Raw genomic sequence first — 15,693 nt, 5'->3', positions numbered from 1 at the left:
ATTCACATGGTAACGGCTCTCGCACATTTTCACTTTTTCAACGAAACGGGTTGAATTCGTTGGCATTTTTGGGATAGGGCATCTGCATTTTTACTGGTGTGGAAGATAACTGTTGAGTGGAGGGATCAGAGCTTGGCATGAATTGGGTGTTTGGGTGAAATTGGGCGCTTGGTTGAAATTGCGTGTTTGGCTGAAATTGGGCATTTTGCTGGAGTTGACTGTAGGCTTTATTGGATCGAGCTTCTTTTTGCGTGAATTCCTTGATGATTTGCTTGTATTTTTCTTCGTTGTTTTGGTGTTCTTTCACCATGTTTTTAAGTCCGGTTATCGTCTTTTTCAACACTTGCTCCTGGGATGTAAGCTGCTCAATGGTTTTTTCCTTTTCTGTTAACAGAGAGTCATATTTTTGGGTTGTTTTCTCCAGTACTTCGTTCCATTTATTTTTTTGAAGAGAGACGTTCGAGAGCTTTTCATCGGTTTCTTTGGCTTGTTGCTGAAAAGCTTTGATACGATCCTGTGCATCGGTTAATTGCTGTTGAGCTTCTTTTAACTCCGACTGGAGACTCTTAACAGTGTTTTGTGTTTGTTGGATTTCTTCGTCGCGTTGTTGGATGCTTTGCTGCAATTCTTGCTCATGCAGGGAATGCGATTCGGCCAGCTCTTTATAATCAGCGACGAGTTGATTTTTCGTTAACCGGGCTGCTTCCAGCTCAAGCAGAGCTTCCGTTAATTGCTGAGAAGTCTCTTCGTGCTTTATTGTCCAACTTTGCTCGAAATCTATTGCTTTTTGCAACATCTCATGGCGAGTGGCTTCTAGCTCTTGCTCTTTCGTGCGTAAATCTTGTTTTTGCGCTTCGAGTTCTTGTTCTCGGGTGTAAATGTCTTGATTCTGCACTTGTAGCTCCTGCTCCCGGGTTTGCAGCCCTTGCCTTTGAGCTTGGATTTCTTGCTCCAAAGAGAGTAGTGCCTGTTCCAGTGTGTTTAGTTCTTGCTCTCGAGTAAGCAGCTCCTGTTCACGAGTGTGTAGGGTATCCGCTTGAGCGTGTAACTCCTGCTCTTGGTTGTGCAGTTCTTGATCTCGGGCGTTCAGCTCTTGTTTCATCGTGAGTAACTCTTGCTCGTGGGAGTGGATTTCCTGCTCATGTGAGAGAAGCTCCTCCCCGCGAAGCTGCAGCGCTTGCTCTCGGGATTGAAGTCCTTGTTCTTGAACCTGTAGTTCTTGGCTCTGCGTTAAAAGTGCTTGCTCCTGGGAGAGGTTGGCTTGTTCCCAATCCCGAAGCCCCTGTTCATGGCTCTTGAGCTCTTGTTCTTGAACCTGCAACGCCTGGGCATGAGCTTGTAGTTTTTTTCCTTGGGCCTGGAGCTCTTGTTCAACATCGTTTAGTTCTTCTTCACGTGCTTCAAGGTCTCGCGTCCGCTCGAGAATTTCTTGATTTCGGGCCTGAAGCTCTTGTTTGAAAGCGAGCAGCTCTTGTTCTTTTGTCTGGAGGTTATGATTCTGAGAGTGAAGTTCTTGCCCGCGCGTTTGTAGCTCTTGCTCAAGGGTGTAAAGGTCTTGCTCTCGAGCTTGAAGGTATTGTGTATGGGTGAGAAGTTCTTGCCCTCGAACTTTAAGTCCTTGTTCGAGGATTGTTAGTTCTTGTTCTTTTGTTTGTAGGTGATCTGCTTGCGTTTGCAGCTGTTGCCCTTGTACTTGGAGCTCTTGCTCAAAATTGAGAAGATCCTGTTCCCGTGAGTTGAGGTCTTGCGTCTGGGAATGCAGCTCTAGCTCTTTGGATTGGAGCTGTTGTTCTTGCGTCTGAAGTTCTTGTTCGAGCTCGAGAAGTTTTTGTTCTCGTGCATGGAGGTCTTGCGTTTGAGAATGCAGCACTAGCTCTTGGGACTGGAGCTGTTGTTCGAGCTCGAGAACTTCCTGCTCCCGTCCGTGGAGGTCTTGCGTTTGAGAATGCAGCACTAGCTCTTGGGACTGGAGCTGTTGTTCGAGCTCGAGAACTTCCTGCTCCCGTCCGTGGAGGTCTTGCGCTTGGGATTGCAGCTCAAGCTCTTTGGACTGGAGCTGTTGTTCTTTCGTTTGCAGGTTTTGAACCAAGGATTGGAGGTCTTGGTTTTGCGTCTGAAGCTCTTGTTCGAGCTCGAGAAGTTCCTGCTCCCGTGTGTTGAGGCCTTGCGTTTGGGAATGCAGCTCAAGTTCTTTGGACTGGAGCTGTTGTTCTTTCGTTTGCAGATTTTGAGCTAGGGATTGAAGCTCTTGTTCACGTGAGTTGAGGTCTTGCGTTTGGGAATGCAGCTCAAGCTCTTTGGACTGGAGCTGTTGTTCTTTTGTCTCAAGGTTGTGTTTTAGGGATTGAAGTTCTTGGCCTTTTGTCTGAAGCACTTGTTCGATATCGAGAAGTTCCTGCTCTCGTGAGTTGAGGTCTTGCGTCTGGGAATGCAGCTCAAGTTCTTTGGACTGAAGCTGTTGTTCCTTCGTTTGCAGGTTTTGAGCTAGGGATTGAAGCCCTTGGCTTTGTGTTTGAAGCTCTTGTTCGAAATCGAGAAGTTCCTGCTCCCGTCCGTGGAGGTCTTGCGCTTGGGATTGCAACTCAAGCTCTTCGGACTGAAGTTGTTGTTCTTTCGTTTGCAGGTTTTGAGCTAGGGATTGAAGTTCTTGGCATTGTGTCTGAAGCACTTGTTCGGTATCAAGAAGATCCTGCTCCCGTGAGTTGAGGTCTTGCGTTTGGGAATGCAGCTCAAGCTCTTTGGACTGAAGTTGTTGTTCTTTCGTTTGCAGGTTTTGAGCTAGGGATTGAAGTTCTTGGCCTTGTGTCTGAAGCACTTGTTCGATATCGAGAAGCTCCTGCTCCCGTGAGTTGAGGTCTTGTGTTTGGGAATGCAGCTCAAGCTCTTTGGACTGAAGCTGTTGTTCTCTCGTTTGCAGGTTTTGAGCCAAGGATTGAAGTTCTTGGCCTTGTGTCTGAAGCTTTTGTTCGAGCTCGAGAAGATCCTGTTTCTGTACGCTGAGGTCTTGCGTTTGAGAATGCAGCACTAGCTCTTGGGACTGGAGGTGTTGTTCTTTCGTCTCAAGGTTATGCTTTAAGGATTGAAGTTCTTGGTCTTGTGTCTGAAGCTCTTGTTTGAGAACGTGAAGTTCCTGCTCTCGTGAATTGAGGTCTTGTGCCTGAGCGTGCATTTCTAGTCCTTGCGCTTGTAACGCTTGTTCAAGATTGTGAAGTTCCTGCTGCCGTGCTTGAAGCTCTTGTGTCTGAGAATGCAGCTCTAGCTCCTTAGCCTCGAGCTTTTGCTCAGTTACAAGCAGCTCTTGTTCTTTGGTCTGCAGGTTATGTTTTAAAGATTGCAGTTCTTGGTTTTGCCCGTGCAATTCTTGTTCAAGACCGAGCAGTTTCTGCTCCCGTTTTTGTAAGTGTTGCGACTGAGAGTGTAGATCCTGCTCTTTCGTCTCAAGGCTACTCGATAGGGATTGCAGTTCCTGCCCTTGCCCCCGCAGCTCTTGTTCAAGATCGTGAAGCTCCTGCTCGTGAGCCTGGAGACCATGCTCAAATGCGTGGAGGTTTTGCTCGCGCACCTGTAGTTCTTGTTCTCGCATCTGTAGCTCCTGCTCCCGCTGCTCCCAATTTCCGCTTGCTGCTGTAAGCTGCTGTAGGTCAGAGAGTGTTTGCTCTTCCCGTGCCCGTGCATCCTCCAACTGCTGATTCAATGATTCAATTTTGGATAGTTGCTCGTGCTGTCTTATCTGCGCACTCTCAAACTCTTCATTTGCATGATCCAAAGCTTGTTTCCATGTAAGTTGTTGCTGCTCCAGATGCGCGATCATGTCTAAATGCTGCTGGCGTTCATGCAGGATCTCCTCGATTTGACTCAGCTGCTGCTGATCTTGCTCGTGTAACGCCTTTTCCCAGTGTGCCTCTTTTTGTTCGTAGCTTTGTACTTGCCGCTGGAGCAATTCAATGTGCTCGCGCAAGTGTGCTTCCTGGGCTTGATGTTTGGACGTGATTTCTTCAAGCTGTGGACCTTTTTTTCGTTGTTCTCTGATCTCGGTTTGCAAGCTCTCGATTGAACGCTTTAGTTTTGCCTCTGTTTCCTGGTGGTCGGTTATGGCATTTTCGCGTTGTTTCAAGAGATGTTCGTAGTAGTCGAGCTTGCCCTTCATTTCTTGAAGCATGTCTTGTGAATCGTTCAAGCGCTGCTTCCATTCGGCCCCTTTGCTGTCCAAATCGTGGAGGTTCTGGTTCAGATGTTCAAGCTGCTCTCTATATGCTTCGTTTTTTTGGGATGTTTCCTCGATCAGCTTTTGTAGGTGCCACACTTCTTGCATGAGTTGTTTTGTTTTTTCTTCGTAGTAGTGTGCTTGTTTTTTTAGCAGGAGGAGCTTCTCATTTTCTCTCTCTTTCGACTTGTTCGTATTGGAGATTCTCCTTTTGTACACAGTGTTGTCCTCCTTTTACCGTCTGGCTTACCCATATAGACATATGTACGGGGTGGGAATTGGTGCCTGTATTGTAGTGACGGTTCCTCTATAGAAAAAACGGGAGAAGTGGTGGTCTTCTCCCGCCTGATTGGAAACGAATATTTTTTTCTTATGGAGTGGTAATGACAATATCCCCAAACGTGATGCAATCGGCAACCAGTAATTGTTCGTCCGGAACGACTGTAATGGTGGCGCTGAAGACGAGAACACCTGCAGAGTCGGTGAGTGTGAGAATGATAACGTCTGGCAGGCCGAGTCCTGTTTCGGCGAGTGTCAGAGAGTAGGTTAGGGTTTCTTGTGCGCCTGTTGCTGTGAAAGTCCGTACACCAGTACCTGTTACGACCAGACCTGTCACAATTGGCAGGATAGGCAGTACGGTAATGCATGTCGGAGAGCTGATAGTCGTTGGAGAGAAGCTGAAGCTTTGATCGCCAAGGACATCAGGCAGGAGAGCATCAAAGAAGTTAAAGGTAAACGAGCTGCTGGATGGATCGCAGCTTGGGCAGATATCTGCGATGAGCTGGATCGTACCGACGGCAACGGCGAGTGGGATACCAATAGAAATGGAAACATTCGGTACCAACGCGTTGACGGACGCCTGGCAATCGCAGTTGCGTACTGGGAAGATTGGTGGGCATTGTGGCGGGAATGTAATCGGCGGGCAACGGAAAGATGGCGTTGGCGATGGAATTGGAATGCTGTTTGGACGTGGAGAGCAGAATTTCGCCAATACTTCCAGTTTGACTTCTGCTTCTACTTGGATTTCGACGCAGACAATGACGTCGAGTTGAACCATGCCTCCGAGGAGAACAGTACCGGTCGGTGAGCACTCGAAAGCACTGATTCGGCACAAGATATTGTCCTCGTCAAGCGGTTCAGGCAAGCAGAGAACGACTTCCTGATCGAATTGCACTGTCGTTGTGAATTCGCAGAGAGGTGTTCCGTCTGCGAAAACGCGAACGAGCACAGTGGCTCCGAACACAAAGCGAACGACTCCGACCCGAACAGTGGTCCCATTGACTGTAATGTTCTCGCGGCGAATACTGACGACTCTGCAAGTAGGACCAGGAGAAACTGGCTCAACGCAGGAGAGCGTGATATCTTGCCCAGCACGAATGGCAGCGTCTACCAGAGCTTGACAATCGTCGGGAAGGGCAATCTTGTTTCGGTAGCTGTTCGCTAATACTACCCAGTCATACACCTTATTGACGCGAATGCACTCTTCCTGCAGGTTGTTCGATATAGGAGGAGTTGCTGTAGGCGTCGGTGTAGGGAGCTGGCGACCCATAATGGGCTTCACGTGATGTTTCACCGTAAGAATCCTTCCTTTCCTAGGGAGTTTGCTTTGCAGTTACATACTATGTGGGCAACGGGAGTTTGGCATGTTGAGCATGCGCCTATTTTTTAGGTCACTATCTTGTCAGAAAGGAATTTGGAATTTTTGGAAGAACCAATTGTCGTCGAATTTTCTTTGGGAAGTGTATCGAACACGCTGAGCAGCAGCTCCGCAAGTCAGCACATCATCCGCAATTTCACTCGCATTTGCGTAGAGCACAAGTTTTTTCGCAGCCTCAATCCGCCGCTCGTTAAAATGGCTGTACGCCATTCGAAGCATATTGTAATAAATGTGCTCATGTGCAACTGTGTAAGGGTGAACTTGCCTAAACAAATGCAAGATTTTTACGGATGGCTGGACCATACACGTATATCCAAAGAGCCACATCTTAATGGAAAATTCGATATCTTCAAATCCCCAAATGCGAAAACCACGGTCAAAACCCCCGACCTTCATAAAAGCTTCACGGGTGACCAGAAAGCAACCCCCTGGCAATATCGCAACCGGTGAAGGGCCCGTTGGCTTTGGATACCAGGTGATTTCGAGCTTCTGATTCAGATTTTGCCCATATCCGATTTTATGTGGCTCTGTCATGGAAGCGATTCCGGGAGCAACGCCATCTGCTTTCTTTGTCAGAATGAGCTCCATCATGCGATCGATCCAAAAGTTTTCAAAAGACAGATGGGCATCGCAAAAAATAAAGTAGTTGCCACGGGCATGATTCACGCCCAAGTTTCGTGCTGCAGCAGCACCAATGCCTTCTGTCGTGATTAATTTTATTTTTTCATTTTGCCCTTGGCCTTGTAAAAAGTGACAACCGTTATCAGTTGAGGCATCATCGACTACGATCACTTCATACGGAAACGTGGTTCTTGTATTCAAAAGGGAAGTGATGGTAGAACGCACATTGTCCCCCTCATTTTTGACAGGAATGATAATGGAGATTAGGGGCATTTGTGAGGTGGGCATATGACCACTCCTTTCTGTAGCATCGTATGCGCAAAGCGTTTCTTCGGAACAGTCATCGCCAAAAATGTTCACTTTGGACACTGGGCATTCATACAATATCGCGGACTGACGGAAAGTTTCGTGAGGAGAGATGGGAATGGATGTTGAGGTATATTACAGTGGTCAACGTGGCGGAACCATGCCGTACGCGGCTCTGCCAGCGTTTCGTTTATTTTGCAAGCAAAATGGCTTTCAATTGAAGTGGGATTCGACGAATAAAAGAGTTGACCTGGATTCGGGGTTGAAAGGAAAAGTTTGCGTTCTCTTTACAGGCATATCTACAGGAGGAGGAACTGCCTATGAGTGGGAGGTATTGGGGAACGTACAAAAATTTCTTTCTGATAGCGGGATGGAAGTTGTCATAAGCCAAAACAATCCGTCTCTGGCGAAAAATACGGATGTCGCTATACGTTTCAGCTTGAAAGAAATGAGAGTTCTGGAAAAGCCAAGACTGATTTTCTTTCAGTCGGAGGATGAAAAGCGGCAAGATCTGGTCAAGTGTTTGCGCGCAGAATTGCAGCATTCAGGAATCCCGTGTCACTACAAAGTAACCAAAAACCAAAAGCAACCATCGATCGTTCATATCCAGTTGCAGTTGCCGCTCTTTACGGAAGTGAGCAAGCGTAAACTCTATGCCGAAAAAATTGCGCTACACTTAGCGTCAGGGGTTTTGGAGTACTTCCAAAATGGATTGCACATTCAACCAATGGCGTTTTTACCACCCACTATTTTAAAGCTGTTTTATTCCACCATGCTCTCTACCTCTGACAAGGAAATTCAGCAGGGAGCAGATGAAAAGCCATGGGCAGAGGAACAAAGCACGATTCAGGAAAGTAACGGGTCGAGTGCTGAGGACAGTGAATCAAATATAGAAGGAAACAGTGAATCAGACAGTGAACGAGAAGAGCTGATGATCTTGGCAGAAGAAGAACTCCTGGATCAAGTAGTGACCATTCACCCGGTCGAAGAAGTGCCAGAACAGGTTGAAACGCGTACAGCTGCAGAAGTGTATTTTGATTACACGTTGATTCACTCTGAATCAGTTGAGAAGCCGTACCTGTTGATTGGGACGCTTCAGGTGAAAAATACGGGGAACGTTGAACTGAAAAATCCAATCGTTTGCCTGCGTGTCTCACCTGTCGATTCGATCAAAATGGGAGGCCAGGTATTGCCGCCGACGCTCGTGGAGACGATGGCCGTGCAAGGTACATCGGGCTTAAAAGGATGGAGATACTTGGAAGACGATTGGTTTGCCCAAGCGATGGAGAGAGGGGAATATTGGATAGCGCCGATCCAGCCTGTAACCATTGCACCGGAATCGACGGAATCCTTCCAGAATTTCCAGATTTCATTTTTGAAACAAGAAGCGGGGAAAGGAATCGTTGTCGAGGGTGTCGTGCTGTGCAACGATCAGACCGTACACTTTTCCGCCAATAACCGGATCGCCGTGTCTTTCTAATCGAGAAGAAAAGCCACCATTTCAGTAGAAATGATGGCTTTTCCGTTCCGTGCCTTTATTTTTTCAAGAACATTTGTACGAACGTTTTCCCGTACGGACCGCCATTTACCACAGCAATGGCAACGTAGTCGTATGTTGGACTCATGATATTAGCTTTGTGCCCAGAGGAATTCATGAACATTTGATGAGCGCTGCTTACAGAATAGTTTTGGGCAATATTTTCAGCAGCAGCCAAATAGCGAATACCAAAAGTGTCCATCATTTGAAACGGTGAGCCGTAAGTGGGAGAGGTGTGGCTAAAGTAGCCTTTGTTTACCATCTCTTGAGCTTTTACACGTGCAACGTTCTCCAACTGCATGTCCACTTGATAGGGTGCGAGTCCGCGACTGGTGCGCTCTTGATTCACGAGCTGAACCATTTCCTTTTCCTCAGCCGTCAAACCAGCTGGTAGAGGAACTTGCGCGTCAGCACCAGGGTTTTGCGGCTGCTCAGGCTTGCTAGGTGTTACGGGAGTCGTTGGATTTGTTGGAGTGGTTGGCTTCGTATCTGGTTTGGGCTGCACGGGATTGTTCTTGTATTGCGTTTGAATGGCTGTATAAGTTTTGGCATCGGCTTCACCAGTCAAGGTTTGTTTATTGCGCGACTGGAACAGCATGACGGCAAAACGTGTAGATTCATCGAATTGTCCCGATGCGGTTACTTTGTAACCGAGGCCAGCGAGCATCGTTTGCAATTCCTTCACGCGTTCACCGCTAGCACCCAATTTTAGCGTAGCGTAATCATTGGACTCAGCAGGATTGCCAGGCTTGGACGGTGTGCTTGGCTGTGCTGGTTGTGTTGGCTGCACTTGCTTGCGAGCTTGGTACATGCTCGTCAGTTTATCGTAGGTGGTTTTGTTTACAATTCCGGTTTGCGGCAGCTTGTATTTTTTCTGAAAAGCTTTGACGTTATAAACTGTGTAGCTATTGTATGTCTTGTCCACTACCAGCTTGTAGTCGTAATGGAGTGCATCGAGCATCTTTTCCACTTCAAGCACGCGCGAGTTCTTCATCCCTTTTTTCAAAGAGGTAAAGCTTGTTTTCGCAAATGCAGGTTGTCCGATCATGGTAACGAGGACGGACAGGGAAAGGATGGTTGCCATTTTCTTTATGTTGCGATTCATCTCATCACGCCTTTCTCTGTTTTGTCGCATCACAATGGTACTAAATGTGGAACAAATGAGAAAAGCACAAAATATTGGAAAGAGGTGGAGGTGGAATGTTTGACCTCTCTTGGATCGACCTAATCATTCTCGTGCTGGCAAGCTTTCGTCTCACGCATTTGATTGTTTTTGATGAGATCACGTCTTTTTTGCGAAACCCATTTTACCAGGTGTTCTATGTACCCGACGAGTCGGGGCAAATGGTTCGGGACTTTCAATTTAAAGGCGGAAGGGTGCGCCAATGGATAGGCAGATTGTTGAGCTGCCATTGGTGCGTGGGAATTTGGGTGGGGGCCTTGATCGTGGGGGTGTATATGTATGTGCCAGCCGCCTATCCGTTGCTGCTCCTGCTTGCCATAGCCGGAGCGGCGGCTGTCATTGAAACGAAGCTATATACGAGTTGAATGGTTAACTCCTTGAAAAAATTCTGTACACGATCACTTCGTCATACGAAAGAGGAATAATCTCTTCGGCCATGTATCCCCCCACGATTCTTTGCTGGACTTGCGGGGTGTTCGGTACACCGACACTAGAAGAAGCGATGTCCACACGGTGTGTCGTGGCATTCGGATCGAGTGGGATTTCGAGGGCAAAGGTGGGTTTATCAACGGTGTAGCTTTTTACGTTTACGCCATTCACGAGCGCAGTCAAAACAATGGGCTTTGGCAATTTTGCAGGGGAGCCAGGGACTTTGCCCTTCACTAACAACATTTGAGCCGGTGCAGATGGATCTGATTCGACAATCGCACGCAGGACAGGAGGCGCCCACAAGTCCATCCCCCTATTCATGCTCGTAATTCTGGTTGTATTGGATGGAGCGGACTTATAGATCCGCAACAGGTCGAGTACACCCATGCCTTTGTAGTGTGGGACGTACGATATCCAATGGCTGGGGATGGACGAATAATTTTTTGCTAATGATCGTAATACTTCAGGTACGCCGACAGAATGCCATTGTGTAGCTGATTTGCAGGTCGTGTGGATTCGAGCGTTTCCTAAGTAGTGAGGCACATAACCGATGGGGTAAAATTTGGCGATGCGCATCCACAGGTCGTAATCCATGCAAAATTGCAATTTTTCATCCACGCCCCCCATATGCCTGAAAACGTGGGTCCTAATGAAAGCGGATGGCTGGCAAATCACGCAGCTCTGATACAGCTTCTTGGAATCAGCCTGTTCGGACGGGTAGGTGCTAGATACTTGACCGTACTCGTTCATCACTTGGCAATTGCCGTGAAGCATTCCCCAGCTCGGGTTGCTCGCAAAAGCGTGAACAGCCATCATGATGGCGCCGGGTACATAGGTATCGTCTGAATTCAGCCAGCCAATGATTTCCCCTCTTGCCATTGCCAGACCTTTGTTAAGCGCATGAGACTGTCCGCGATCCGGTTCGGAAATATAACGGAAGCGCGGATCTTTTTGTGCATATTCTTGCAAGATGGAGAGCGTATCGTCAGTCGAGCCTCCATCTACCACGATATGCTCAAGGTTTGCATAGTCCTGGGTCAATATGCTATTTATCGTCTCACGAATAAACCGGCCTTGGTTAAAAGAGGGGGTAATGATACTCACTAATGGTTGCTGTGAGTGGGACACGAGATTCACTCCCATCTTTCCATCATAAAAAATGCATGCACTACCATCAGACTATGAAAGAATGGAAAATCGGGTACACAAGCATCGTCAATCTTGTGCACCCGATTTCAAATTCCCCGGATATTACAGGTAGTCCGGAATGATCCCCGGATTGCGGAATATACGGAGTAACTCCGCGTGACAGTTCTGGTCGATCGCGCTACCAGGAATGGCTCTTGCCACGAGGCTGATGCGACCCGCATCGTAATTGTTTATTTTGCCAGAGGGAATGGTCCTAACCGATTCAGGAATAACTTCAAACAACGTGCTCTTTAGCATCTCCTCAATGCAAAGTACGGATGGCAACCACCAAGTCGTATCGTCCTTATAAATCCGATTCATTTGTCCAGGAGCTCCGTTGTAGACCATGATGGACTGATTCGTATCCAAAATACAGGCAGTTTCCAACAAGAGGTGCCCACCTGGTTTAATCACGCTTCGGCATTGCGACAATGTCCACATCGGATCGCGCAGATGATAGAGCAGTCCAAGATGCTGGACGACATCAAATTGATTGTGCCGTATTTGTTGAGGAAATGGCAGTGGTTCTATAAAATCGTCCATCAGCAAAACTTGCAACCCTTCCCATAGTTTGTAAGGGCTGGTATTGTACAGCGGCAAAACTTTGCTTTGCAGGATGTTCTTGCAAAACTCAAAATTCAAATAGAGCGGCTGCATACAATCCGTAGCCACGACAAGACTTGCCCCTCGCTGCTCCGCTTCAAAAGCCCACATACCGTCAAAGCTAGCCAGATCAAGAACGCGTTTCCCCGAATATGGGATGTATTCTCTGGATTGTCTCGTCATATTCCATATATTTTCCAGAAGCGTAATCCCGGGAGTGACAATACCGGGTCGCAGCGCGATTTTATGGTACCATCGTCGTTTGTTGATCTCATCGAGGATTTCCTGATCTGTCCAAAATCTTCCCATCGACTAGTCCCCCTCTACTGCAGAGTGCTTGCCCTATACGATATGTTCGGACCGTGCTGGGGGAAATGATATAAATGCATTAATTTCGTCCTATTCACGTCTAAAGTTGCTTGGCAACAAGGAGGTTTTTGGAAAAAAGGCATATGCCCGTTTCTCGTTGTCTGTCACATACATAAAGTATGGGGAGAAAAAGGAGGCGGAAAGAGTATGGCCTTGCCCATCGTGATCATCCATCGGGGGGACGATGATTATCTCACATACAGCTTGCAGCAAGCGAAAAGAAGTAATCCCCATTCGCCTGTCTATCTGATAGGGAACGGGGGAAACAGAAGGTATGCCGTGAACGGCATCATTCATGAGATGATAGACGATTACATGCCTGCTGCAAGTGAAATGACGAGAGTCTATAAACATATTCATTTTATGCCCTACGAGTACAATCTGTTTTGTTTTCAAAGATGGTTTATTTTGTTGGCGTTTATGGAAAGGCATCAGATTCCGAAATGCTGCTATATCGATACGGATGTCATGCTGTTTACCGACGTGAACCATCCGCGCTTTGAAAACTTTACGATGGAATTCGTATGGACAAATTTCGTAGATAGGCAGAAGTTGGAACTATATTGTGAGTTCATGAAGTCTCATTTTGCCAATCCGATTGCATTCGCGCAAGTCGTTCAATACACCATGCGGAGAAAGGAACACGTACGATTCAATCAACCTCTCATAACGGATATGGTGCTGGCCTTGCTCTTTCTTGAGCGGTTCAAGGGTTACCAAATCACGAATGGCTTGTTTCAGGATGGCATAATTGACGGGAATATTCAGCAGGCGACATCAATGGAAAATTTGTACGGCTATAAGAAAATCTACTCGATAAATGGTGTCCTGTGCTGCAAGGATAAGGCAACGGGGCGATATCTTCCAGTGTTTTCTCTTCATTTTCAAGGATATACGAAGCACCATATGAAGTTTTTCACGACTCCCTATCTCCCGCAAGCCGGTTCTTACATTTTCGATTATATTTCTAACCGTTGGATTCAGTTTCTATAGGCTTCTATCATTCCTCGTGTTAGTTGACCATTTTCATTGGACGATAGAGCATCGACTGCGACAGACGCATAAGATGGTGCATACAACACGATAAACGGATCGAGGTGGCCTGAGTGAAACTGATATTACTATCGGGTGGTTCAGGGAAAAGGCTGTGGCCGCTCTCCAATGATGTCAGGTCCAAACAGTTCTTGAAGTTGATAGGCAATGCACATGCCCAACCAGAGGCGATGGTTCAACGAGTGTGGCGGCAGCTGGCCTCCCGCAATTGGTCGGAGCCTGTTTATATTTCAACAGGCCGCTCACATGTTGATTTGCTTCAAAGCCAACTAGGTGAAGATGTTCCTTTGATCGTGGAGCCGGAAAAAAGGGATACCTTCCCTGCCATTGCTTTAGCGGTAACCTATTTGTACTCTGCTTTGACAATGGACCCGGATGAAGTCATTGCCATCATGCCAGTAGATCCATTTGTTGAGGACTGCTTCATGGACAGAATCAAGGAACTGGAGAACGTCATCCTCAAATCTGGCGCGAATCTCGCATTAATCGGAGTGAAACCTACGTATCCATCTACGAAGTACGGCTACATTGTTCCACAGCTAGAATCACAATCGGATCAGGGTAAAAGGCCTCATGCCTATCAAAAAGTAAAAAGCTTCAAAGAAAAGCCGTCCCTTGAGCAAGCGCAGGATTTAGTAGAAAAGAAGGCCCTGTGGAATTGTGGGATTTTTGCTTTTCGATTGGGCTATCTGATTCGCGAATTGGAGCAAAAAGGATTGCCTACTGAATACAACCGCATGCTTGAGCAATATAGCCAAATGCCTGCCATCAGCTTTGACTATGAGATTGTAGAAAAGGCAGAGAAAGTAGTCGTTCTCCCGTATGAGGGAGCCTGGAAGGACCTAGGGACGTGGAATACGCTCACGGAAGAAATGAGCAGGAATACAATGGGTAAGGTTTTGCTGGATGAGAGCTGCACCAATACGCACGTTATCAACGAATTGGACATCCCTATCGTGTCCATCGGTCTATCGGATATGATCGTGGCGGCGAGTCCGGATGGCATCCTCGTTTCTTCCAAGGAACAAAGTCATATGGTCAAAAATTTGTCTTTGGATTGGACAAAGCGCCCAATGTATGAAGAGCGGCGCTGGGGATGGTATCAGGTTATGCATTTTCAGAAGAATGAAGACGACGTGGAAGTATTAACGAAACAAATCCATGTATACGCTGGGAAAAATTTGAGCTATCAGTACCATCACCACCGTAGCGAAGTATGGATCATCGTAGAGGGCAGCGGAGAGTTCATTTTGGATGATCAGCTGAGCCAGGTTGGACCAGGTGACGTATTGCAAATCCCGGTAGGAGCCAAGCATGCAATCAAAGCTACGACCGAGCTAGCATTCATCGAGGTACAGATGGGCAGTCAGCTGGTAGAAGAAGATATCGTTCGACTGGGGATGACGTGGTCAGCGATTCTGGAGCAGATTAGGAAGCACGGTGATCACAATGATTGATCCTGCGTTCTGGCGAGACAAAAAAGTGTTGATCACAGGTCATACAGGCTTCAAAGGCGCATGGCTGTGCTTATGGCTGCATGACTTGGGGGCGAAGGTTACAGGGTATGCGCTGTCGCCGCCGACAAATCCGAGTATTTTTGAGTGCGCCCAAATCAGCTCATTGGTTGATTCAATCATTGATGATGTCAGATCGAAGGAAAGTGTTCAAAAAGCAATCAACCAAGCAAACCCGGATATCATCATTCACATGGCCGCTCAGCCGCTGGTGCGTTTATCGTATCAATATCCAGCGGAAACCTTCGAAATCAATGTTATGGGCACGGTGAATGTACTCGAGGCGGCGAGAGTGGCTGTGCAAGACGGATTGAAAATCAAAGCAATTATCAATGTTACGACGGATAAGGTTTATGAAAATCGGGAGTGGGTGTGGGGATACCGTGAGCAGGATGTGCTGGGCGGCTATGATCCGTATTCCAACAGTAAAGCATGTTCGGAGCAAGTGACTGCTTCCTATCGCAATGCTTTTTTCCACCCCGACCAGTATCATCAGCATGGCGTCGCCGTTGCTACAGCGCGAGCAGGCAATGTGATCGGCGGTGGTGATTGGGCGATGGATCGTTTGATACCGGATTGCCTAAGTGCCTTGATAAAGGGAGAGACCATCGTCATCCGAAATCCAAAAGCAATTCGACCGTGGCAGCACGTCCTGGAGCCCTTGAAGGGGTACTTGATGCTCGCTGAAAAAATGTGGGCGAATGGCAAGGATTACTCCGAGAGCTGGAATTTTGGTCCGAATGAGGAAGATGCCAGATCGGTAGAGTGGATCGTCCGGCAATTGTGTGAGCTTTGGGGGGCTGGTGCTCGTTTTGAAGCAGAGCGAACCGAGCCACAATGGCACGAAGCCAAATATTTAAAGCTGGACTGTTCCAAAGCCAAAGGCGTAATAGGCTGGAAGCCCAACTGGTCGCTCGAACAGACCTTGGACAGTATCATTTCTTGGCAGAAGGCTTATCAGAAAAAACAAGACGTAAGAGAAATTTGTTTGGCCCAAATCGCGGCGTATACCAATGAGGCCAAGTGAAT

The 15,693-nt window shown here is 47.4% G+C and carries 11 protein-coding genes; 5 read left to right on the top strand and 6 right to left on the bottom strand.

The window, feature by feature from the left end:
• Nucleotides 1-37 precede the first annotated feature (37 nt).
• The 3 genes from ODZ53_RS15825 to ODZ53_RS15815 all read right to left on the bottom strand — a co-directional run bounded on the left by ODZ53_RS15825 (nt 38) and on the right by ODZ53_RS15815 (nt 6,770).
• Nucleotides 38-4,423: a hypothetical protein gene (locus tag ODZ53_RS15825; protein WP_372678205.1), complete on the bottom strand. Its 4,386-nt coding sequence runs from the start codon at nt 4,421-4,423 to the stop codon at nt 38-40.
• Between the two features lie 151 nt (nt 4,424-4,574).
• On the bottom strand, nt 4,575-5,777 hold the full coding sequence (locus ODZ53_RS15820; RefSeq protein ID WP_087348741.1) for a BMQ_0737 family morphogenetic spore coat protein: 1,203 nt from the start codon (nt 5,775-5,777) through the stop codon (nt 4,575-4,577).
• A gap of 108 nt (nt 5,778-5,885) precedes the next feature.
• Nucleotides 5,886-6,770 (bottom strand): glycosyltransferase family 2 protein, encoded by an 885-nt coding sequence (locus ODZ53_RS15815; protein ID WP_012685457.1) that lies wholly within the window; start codon nt 6,768-6,770, stop codon nt 5,886-5,888.
• Between the two features lie 136 nt (nt 6,771-6,906).
• Between ODZ53_RS15815 and ODZ53_RS15810 the strand changes: the two genes are divergently transcribed.
• Nucleotides 6,907-8,268 (top strand): hypothetical protein, encoded by a 1,362-nt coding sequence (locus ODZ53_RS15810; RefSeq protein ID WP_372678203.1) that lies wholly within the window; start codon nt 6,907-6,909, stop codon nt 8,266-8,268.
• A gap of 55 nt (nt 8,269-8,323) precedes the next feature.
• Here the strand turns inward: ODZ53_RS15810 and ODZ53_RS15805 are convergent, their stop codons facing one another.
• Nucleotides 8,324-9,430, bottom strand: coding sequence for a peptidoglycan-binding protein (locus tag ODZ53_RS15805; RefSeq protein ID WP_372678201.1), 1,107 nt, complete (start codon nt 9,428-9,430; stop codon nt 8,324-8,326).
• A 95-nt stretch (nt 9,431-9,525) separates the two neighbouring features.
• Here ODZ53_RS15805 and ODZ53_RS15800 point away from each other — a divergent pair, with 95 nt between their 5' ends.
• On the top strand, nt 9,526-9,873 hold the full coding sequence (locus ODZ53_RS15800; protein WP_172140705.1) for a DUF1360 domain-containing protein: 348 nt from the start codon (nt 9,526-9,528) through the stop codon (nt 9,871-9,873).
• Nucleotides 9,874-9,877: 4 nt separating this feature from the next.
• On the opposite strand, the gene ODZ53_RS15795 is transcribed toward ODZ53_RS15800, so the two are convergent.
• Together ODZ53_RS15795 and ODZ53_RS15790 are read right to left on the bottom strand one after the other, a co-directional pair.
• Entirely contained in the window at nt 9,878-11,065 is a 1,188-nt protein-coding gene (locus ODZ53_RS15795) for a glycosyltransferase family 2 protein (protein ID WP_372678198.1), read from the bottom strand.
• 123 nt (nt 11,066-11,188) lie between these two features.
• Nucleotides 11,189-12,037 carry a DUF1698 domain-containing protein gene (locus ODZ53_RS15790; RefSeq protein WP_372678196.1) on the bottom strand — a complete coding sequence of 283 codons (849 nt, stop codon included), beginning with the start codon at nt 12,035-12,037 and terminating at the stop codon, nt 11,189-11,191.
• 207 nt (nt 12,038-12,244) lie between these two features.
• Between ODZ53_RS15790 and ODZ53_RS15785 the strand changes: the two genes are divergently transcribed.
• From ODZ53_RS15785 to rfbG, 3 genes are all read left to right on the top strand, one after another.
• Nucleotides 12,245-13,090, top strand: coding sequence for a hypothetical protein (locus ODZ53_RS15785; protein ID WP_372678194.1), 846 nt, complete (start codon nt 12,245-12,247; stop codon nt 13,088-13,090).
• A 113-nt stretch (nt 13,091-13,203) separates the two neighbouring features.
• A complete protein-coding gene (locus ODZ53_RS15780) occupies nt 13,204-14,607 on the top strand; it encodes a sugar phosphate nucleotidyltransferase (RefSeq protein ID WP_372678192.1) in 1,404 nt (467 codons plus the stop codon).
• Nucleotides 14,600-15,691 carry a CDP-glucose 4,6-dehydratase gene (gene rfbG / locus ODZ53_RS15775; RefSeq protein ID WP_372678381.1) on the top strand — a complete coding sequence of 364 codons (1,092 nt, stop codon included), beginning with the start codon at nt 14,600-14,602 and terminating at the stop codon, nt 15,689-15,691. Before ODZ53_RS15780 ends, rfbG begins: the two co-directional genes overlap by 8 nt.
• The last annotated feature ends 2 nt before the right edge of the window (nt 15,692-15,693 follow it).

Origin of the sequence: Brevibacillus sp. BD137, assembly GCF_041644655.1 — a bacterium.
Taxonomy (GTDB): Bacteria; Bacillota; Bacilli; order Brevibacillales; family Brevibacillaceae; genus Brevibacillus; species Brevibacillus brevis_D.
This window is presented reverse-complemented; position numbering and strand designations above follow the sequence as displayed.